Origin of the sequence: Pseudonocardia sp. McavD-2-B, assembly GCF_024124365.1 — a bacterium.
Classification (GTDB): Bacteria; Actinomycetota; Actinomycetes; order Mycobacteriales; family Pseudonocardiaceae; genus Pseudonocardia; species Pseudonocardia alni.
Genome location: NZ_JAMXSG010000300.1, coordinates 1 through 6,773, shown reverse-complemented (window position 1 = coordinate 6,773; position 6,773 = coordinate 1). Strand labels below are relative to the sequence as shown.

At 74.3% G+C, this 6,773-nt stretch carries 8 protein-coding genes; 4 read left to right on the top strand and 4 right to left on the bottom strand.

What is annotated here, in order from left to right:
* Positions 1 to 257: LysR family transcriptional regulator (locus NH602_RS26495; protein ID WP_253069206.1), on the bottom strand; the 257-nt coding region annotated here is incomplete at its 3' end.
* A gap of 84 nt (positions 258 to 341) precedes the next feature.
* Here NH602_RS26495 and bla point away from each other — a divergent pair.
* A complete protein-coding gene (gene bla / locus NH602_RS26490) occupies positions 342 to 1,256 on the top strand; it encodes a class A beta-lactamase (RefSeq protein ID WP_253069205.1) in 915 nt (304 codons plus the stop codon).
* Between the two features lie 10 nt (positions 1,257 to 1,266).
* On the opposite strand, the gene NH602_RS26485 is transcribed toward bla, so the two are convergent.
* Complete coding sequence (locus NH602_RS26485; protein ID WP_157818449.1) at positions 1,267 to 2,073, bottom strand: SGNH/GDSL hydrolase family protein; 807 nt, start codon at positions 2,071 to 2,073, stop codon at positions 1,267 to 1,269.
* 342 nt (positions 2,074 to 2,415) lie between these two features.
* On the opposite strand from NH602_RS26485, the gene NH602_RS26480 reads away from it, so the two are divergent.
* The gene (locus tag NH602_RS26480) at positions 2,416 to 2,703 is read left to right on the top strand and encodes a DUF1540 domain-containing protein (RefSeq protein WP_100879494.1); all 288 of its coding nucleotides are present in this window, start codon (positions 2,416 to 2,418) and stop codon (positions 2,701 to 2,703) included.
* On the opposite strand, the gene NH602_RS26475 is transcribed toward NH602_RS26480, so the two are convergent.
* The gene (locus NH602_RS26475) at positions 2,688 to 3,104 is read right to left on the bottom strand and encodes a hypothetical protein (protein ID WP_100879493.1); all 417 of its coding nucleotides are present in this window, start codon (positions 3,102 to 3,104) and stop codon (positions 2,688 to 2,690) included. The two genes, NH602_RS26480 and NH602_RS26475, sit on opposite strands and share 16 nt — an antisense overlap.
* Before the next feature lie 49 nt (positions 3,105 to 3,153).
* Positions 3,154 to 4,692 carry a long-chain-fatty-acid--CoA ligase gene (locus tag NH602_RS26470; protein ID WP_179761177.1) on the bottom strand — a complete coding sequence of 513 codons (1,539 nt, stop codon included), beginning with the start codon at positions 4,690 to 4,692 and terminating at the stop codon, positions 3,154 to 3,156.
* Between the two features lie 58 nt (positions 4,693 to 4,750).
* Here NH602_RS26470 and NH602_RS26465 point away from each other — a divergent pair, with 58 nt between their 5' ends.
* Positions 4,751 to 5,476 (top strand): GntR family transcriptional regulator, encoded by a 726-nt coding sequence (locus NH602_RS26465; protein ID WP_161152060.1) that lies wholly within the window; start codon positions 4,751 to 4,753, stop codon positions 5,474 to 5,476.
* Positions 5,476 to 6,621, top strand: coding sequence for an acyl-CoA dehydrogenase family protein (locus tag NH602_RS26460; protein WP_073577486.1), 1,146 nt, complete (start codon positions 5,476 to 5,478; stop codon positions 6,619 to 6,621). The genes NH602_RS26465 and NH602_RS26460 overlap by 1 nt, the downstream gene beginning before the upstream one ends.
* Positions 6,622 to 6,773 lie beyond the last annotated feature (152 nt).

The following is a 6,773-nucleotide window of genomic DNA, read 5'->3' as shown; positions in this document are numbered from 1 at the left end:
TGCCGGGCGGCGGCGCGGCCGAGCGCCGCGGCGTCCTCGATCAGGGCACGGGCGCGGGGCAGCAGGTCGCGACCGGCCGCCGTCGGGGAGACGCCGCCGGGTCCGCGGTCGAACAGCGAGGTGCCGAGCCGGGCCTCCAGCCGTCGCAGGCCCTGGGACAGCGGCGGCTGCGTCATCCCGAGCCGGGCGGCGGCCCGCCCGAAGTGCCGCTCCTCGGCGACGGCGACGAAGAACGTCAGGTGCCGCAGCAGGTCCACCGGCCTCGCTCCATATCGATCGGCTATCACACGCGAAGCACGATCGTATTCGCGCTATCGGTCCGGATGCGACACGGTGCGCCCATGACGATCACCCGCCGTTCCCTGCTCCTGGCCGGTGCCGCACTGGGCGGCGCCGCGCTGACCGGCTGCGCAACGGCGGCTCCGCCCGCACCCGCGACACCCGCCCCGGCGGACCCGGGCGCCGGGAGCGCACCGATCCCCGCGCTGGCCGACGTCGAACGCGAGTACGCCCGCACGATCGGGGTGCACGTGCTCGACACCGGCACCGGCGCGGCGGCCGGGCACCGCGACGGCGACCGCTTCCTGATGTGCTCGGTGGTCAAGGCGCTGATGGCCGGGTTCGTGCTGCACCGCTCGCTGTCCGAGCCCGGCCTGCTCGACCGCCCGGTCCGCTACGGGCGCGCCGACCTGCTGGAGTACGCGCCCGTCACGACCCGGAACCTGGCCGCGGGGATGACCGTGGCACAGCTGTGCGAGGCCGCCGTCACCGTCTCGGACAACACCGCGCACAACCTGCTGCTGCGCGAGGTCGGCTCCCCCGCCGAGCTGACCGCGTGGCTGCGCACGACCGGGGACACCGTCACCCGTTCCGACCGGGCCGAGACCGCGCTGAACGACCGCGACGGCGAGCGCGACACCTCGACCCCGGCCGCGCTGGCCGCCACGCTGCGCACCCTGGTCCTCGGCGACGCCCTGCCGCCCGCGCAGCGCGACCGGCTGACCGGCTGGCTGCGGGCGAACACCACCGGCGACCGGCAGATCCGCGCGGCGGTCCCGGCCGGCTGGACCGTCGGCGACAAGACCGGCTCCGGGCCGCTCGGGGAGCGCAACGATTCCGGGGTGCTGTACCCGCCGGACGGCGCACCGCTGGTCCTGACGGTCTTCACCGTCCCGGCCGACCCGGCCGACACGGCGCGCGGGGAGGCCGCGGTCGCCGCGGCGGCCCGGGCCGCGATCGCCGCGCTGCGCGGCTGAGCGCGCCGGGTCAGATCCGGGCCAGCACCGCCCGCAGGATCGCGACCTGCCCGATCGGGCTGGGATGCAGGCCGTCGTCCTCCCAGAAGTCGGGCCGGATCGGCATCCGGGACAGGTCGATCGCGTCCGGGTCGACCTCCCGGACCGTCGCGACGAGCCCGGGGACGTCGGCCGGGTCCCACCACTCGCCGGTGAGCTCGCGGGTGGCGGCCACCCGTCCGGGGTCGACCGGCGGCGGGACGACGAACCGCACCCGGGCGCCGCTCTCGGTCTCCAGCAGCAGGCGCAGCGCCCGCAGGTTCCGGGCCGTCTCGCTGATCGACACCATCCGGATCCCGGTGGTCGCGCCCTCCCGGCGGATGTCGTTGGTGCCCAGCATGACCAGCACCCGGGTCGGCACCCGCGAGACCAGGACCGGGCCGAGCGCGAGTGCCTCGGAGCTGGTCCGCCCGGACAGCGCGAGCACCTCGACCGACGCCTCCGGTTCGACCATCGGGACCAGCTCGGCGAACAGCCGTGCCCAGCTCAGCCGGTCGGCGGACAGGGAGTCGCCGACGACCACGATCCGCTCGCCCGGACGCAGCGCCATCCGGTGCAGGCCGTCCGCGACCGGCGGCTCGGTCCGCAGAGCCCGCGCCGCGGCGCGGACCCGCCCGGCGAGCCCGGCCCGCACCCCGGCGACGGCCGACGGGTCCAGCCCGGCGGTCGTCGCGAGCAGCCGGTCGATCGACTCCTCCTGCACCCCGAACGCCGCGAACGCCGGCCAGGCGGTCAGGTCGGCGAACCGGATCAGCCGGCCCATCAGGTCCTCGTCCACGTCGCCTCCCCCTCCGGCCCGGTCCACCGGGTCCGGCGGGGGGATCATCGCCCACCGCCGGTCGGCGGCCCGGCACGGCCCGTCGCATCGGGCGGGCCCGCGCGACGGGCGGCCGTCGCGACCGGACGACCGCACGGACGGGTGTCGTCGCCGGCCGGCCACCTCCGCGACCGCCACAGATCACCCGTCCGGCGGGCACGCAATGTGATTCGCGACACATATACACCGCGTTTGCCGGACCGAACTCCCAGGTGGAGGGCGCAAATCAGGCGGTCCGCACTGCCGGTCAGGCGAGCCTCTGTTGCCTGGCGCGCACCGGGCGACCCCGACAACCTGGGCGCCATGACCACGGCCCAGGACATGCCCCAGGTTCAGCAGTGCTCCGCCACCAGCTGCTCCTACAACTCCGACTCCAGCTGCGGCGCGGGGGCGATCACGATCTCCGGTGACCACGCCCACTGCGGCACCTTCGTCGAGATCTCGTTCCGCGGCGGCAGCGGCAACGGTCTCGTCGGCGCCTGCCACCGTTCGGACTGCCGGTTCAACGAGAAGCTCGAGTGCACCGCGTCGTCGGTGAACATCGGCGCGGGCGCCGACGCCGCCGACTGCCTCACCTACGAGGCCAAGTAGGCCAGCTCCTCCACCCGGACCTCGCCACGCTCGTCGACGCGCAACGCGCCGTCGGCGACGGCGAGGGCCGCGACGGGGTCGATGTCGTCGACGAGGACGGCGACCCCGTCCGCAGCGACGGCCCGCAGCGCGGACAGCACCGTGCTGCGGTCGTGTGCGTCGAGACCGTCGGTCAGGCGGTCGGCGAGGACCATCGCGGTGGGGCCCCGGCGGGCCGCGTCGACGGTGGCCAGCCGGTCCGCCGCCGTCTCGGTCGCGCGGGCGCCCAGCCTGCGGACCACGGCATCGTGCCCGTCGGCGCACCGGCCGCTCGCGTCGTCCAACCGGTTCATCATGCGGCGGCGCTGCACCGACGGCCCGAGCAGCACCGTGATGCTGCCGGTCGGCAGACGTAGAGACATGGAAGCCCTCCCTCACCGGTACTGAGGCGAGGCTAACCGACGATTGCGGTCAGGTGAAGGCCCTGCGGTAGGTCTCACGCAGCTCGCGCTTGAGGATCTTGCCGCTCGGGTTGCGCGGGAGCGCCTCCACGACGTCGACCGAGCGGGGCCGCTTGAAGCCCGCGATCCGCGGCCGGACCCACTCGACGAGGGCATCCGGATCGATCGTCGTCCCCGGCCGCGGCACGACGACGGCCTTCACCGCCTCGCCCCAGCGCTCGTCGGGCACCCCGATCACCGCGACGTCCGCGACGTCCGGGTGCTCGGACAGCACGCTCTCCACCTCGATCGGATACACGTTCTCCGCCCCGGTCACGATCATGTCCTTGATCCGGTCGGTGAGGAACAGGTAGCCCTCGGCGTCGAGGTAGCCGCCGTCGCCGGTGCGCAGCGTGGCGTCGTCGCCGAGCGCCGCCGCGGTGTCCTCGGGCCGGTTCCAGTAGCCGGCCGTGACCTGGTCGGAGTGGATCCGGACCTCCCCCACCTCGCCGGCCGGCAGCTCCCGGCCGGTCGCCGGGTCCACGATCGTCAGCCGCACCCACGGGTACGCCCGCCCGGCCGAGCGCATGAGGTGCGCCCGGGGGCCGTCCGGATCGTGGTCGCCCGGGTCGAGCTGGGTGATCGCACCGGTGGTCTCGGTCGCGCCGTAGACCTGGAACAGCGGCGCGCGGAAGGTCTCGACGACCGCCCGCAGCGCGCCGACGGTGATCGGCGAGGCGCCGTAGGCGATCGACCGCAGCGCGGACCAGTCGCGGTCGGCGGCACCGGGCACCGCGGAGAGCATCTGCAGCACGGCCGGCACGAGGAAGGCGTTCGTGACGCGCTCGTCGGACATCGTGTCGAGCAGCGGCCCGGGGACGATGTCGGCGACGAGCACGCACCGCGCCCCGGCGGCCAGGCAGACCAGCGCGTAGCCGACGCCGCCGATGTGGAACAGCGGCATCGCGATCAGCGCGGTCGAGGTGGGGTCGATCGACCAGTGCCCGGCGGCCAGCAGCAGCGCCGAGAACTGCCGGTGCGCGAGCAGCACGCCCTTGGGCAGCCCCGTGGTGCCGGAGGTGTAGAGCTGCAGCACGGTGTCGTCCGGGGTGGATCCGGCAGGCGACGACGGCGGCAGCACGTCCGCGGCCGCGTCACGCCAGTCCGCGTGGTCCTCTCCCACCACGACGACCCGGCGCCCGTCGAGCGCACCGCGCAGCCCCGCGAAGTCCGGCCCCAGCACGACGAGACCGGCCCGGGCGTCGGCGACGAGCGCCAGCAGGTCGGCCTCGGTGAGCCGGGTGTTGAGCGGGACCGACACCGCGCCGATCCGCGGCGCGGCGAAGAGCAGCTCCAGGAACTCCGGCCGGTTCTTCCCGATCCACACGACGCGGTCCCCGGCCCCGAGGCCGAGGTCGCGCAGGGCCGCCGCGGTGCGCCCGGCGCGCTGTTCGAGCTCGCCGTAGGTGGTCGTCGCGCCGTCGAACGACAGCGCGACGAGGTCGGCGCGGTCGGGATCGGCGAGGATGTCGGTCAGGCGGAAATCCTCGGCAGGGCTCTGACCCGGCACGTTCTTCTCCCTCGGTCGTCGCGACGCAGGTTCGGCAGAATCGTATATGATAGTCGCCGTGTCCACGGCCGACTTCGTGCGTGAGCTCCCGCCGGGCCGCGCCCCGCAGCTGCCCGACCGCATCGCGCTCGTCCTGCGGGACCGCATCCTCTCCGGTGAGCTGCGCCCGGGCACCTTCCTGCGGATGGACCGGATCGCCGCGGACCTGGGCGTCAGCCACACCCCGGTCCGTGAGGCCCTGCAGTCGCTGCGCGCGGAGGACATGGTCCACGCGGTGCCGCGGCGCGGGTTCGTCGTCGCCGAGCTGACCCGCGACGACGTCGCGGACCTGTTCGAGGTGCAGGCCGACCTGACCGGGACGCTGGCCGCGCGCGCGGCGCAGCGACTGTCCCCCGCCGACCTCGCACCGCTGCGCGAGCTCGCCGACCGGATCGCCGCACTGTGCGAGCGCACCCCGGAGACCCACGACCCGGCCGAGCTGGACCCGCTCGTGTCCGCCGAGCACCGGCTGCACGCCGAGGTCAACCGGCTGGCCGGCTCGCGCAAGCTCGCCTGGCTGGTGGGGCGCTCGTCGCACTACCTGCCGGCGCACTTCTACACCGGCTCGCCCGAGTGGCGGGCCGGCGCGGTCGACGCCCACCTCGTCCTGCTCGACGCGCTCGGCGCCGCCGATCCCGGCGCCGCGCGGGCGGCCATGCGTCGCCACGTGCTCGACGGCCGCGACCTGCTGCTCACCCACCTGGACCGCACCGGAATGTGGTCCGACGACCGAGGAGACCCCTGATGCCCGTCACCCTGACCGAGGACCAGACCGACCTGGCGAAGGCGATCGGCGACTTCTGCCGTCGCGAGATCGGCAGCAAGGAGCGCCGCGACGAGCTGACCGGCGGCGGGCGGCACGCCCACTCCGACGAGATCTACCGCAAGATGGCCGACCTCGGCTGGCTCGGCATCGCCACCCCCGAGGAGTACGGCGGCGCCGGCCAGGGCATGCGTGACCTGCTGGTCTTCCTGGAGGAGTCCGCGTACGGCCAGGCCCCGATCGCCGGGTTCGGCACGACCACCATCACCGCCGCGGCGATCGAGAAGTTCGGCACCGAGGCCCAGAAGCAGGAGCTGCTGGGCGGGATGTGCCGCGGCGACGTGCTGTCGATCTCGATGTCCGAGCCGGAGGCCGGGTCCGACGTCGGCGGACTGAAGTGCAAGGCCACGAAGACGGAGACCGGCTGGCGGATCGACGGCCAGAAGACCTGGTGCTCGAACGCGCACATCGCGTCGCACATCCTGCTGGTCGCCCGGACCTCCACCGAGGGCGGCAAGCACGACGGCCTGACCATGTTCGTCGTGCCCGCCGACGCGGCAGGCCTGTCGATCCACGGCATCGAGACGATGGGCGGCAAGGAGGTCAACGACCTCTACTTCGACGGGTGCGAGCTGCCCGCCGACGCCGTCGTCGGCGTCGAGGGCCAGGGCTGGCGCCAGCTCATGGCCGGGCTGAACCTGGAGCGGATGATCCTGGCCGGACTCATGCTCGGACTGGCGCGGCGCGCCTTCGACGACACCGTCGCCTATGTCACGGAGCGCAAGCAGTTCGGCCGCCCCGTCGGGAGCTTCCAGGCGATGCGCCACCGCATCGCCGACAACGCCACCGAGCTGGCGGCCACGCGACTGCTGGTGCACGACACCGCACGGGTGATCGACGAGGCCCCCGCAGGTGCGCTGTTCCCGCGCGAGGCGTCGATGGCCAAGCTCAAGGCCACCGAACTCGCCAAGCACCTGTCCCTGGAGGGGATGCAGATGCTCGGCGGCTACGGCTACGCCACCGAGTACGGCATGGAGCGGCTGCTCCGCCAGAGCGTCGTCTCGACGGTGTACGGCGGGACCAGCGAGATCCAGCGCGACATCATCGGGAAGTCCTACGGGCTGTAGCCGCTCAGGCCGCGGAGTTCCGGGCGAGCTCCGCGGCCCCGCGGTCGTCGCCGGCCTCGGCCTCGGCCTGCCGGTCGGGACGCGGAGCCGGGACGGCCGTCGGGCCGACGTGGGCGCCGGCCCCGGTACGGACCCGCGCGGCCTCGGCGGCG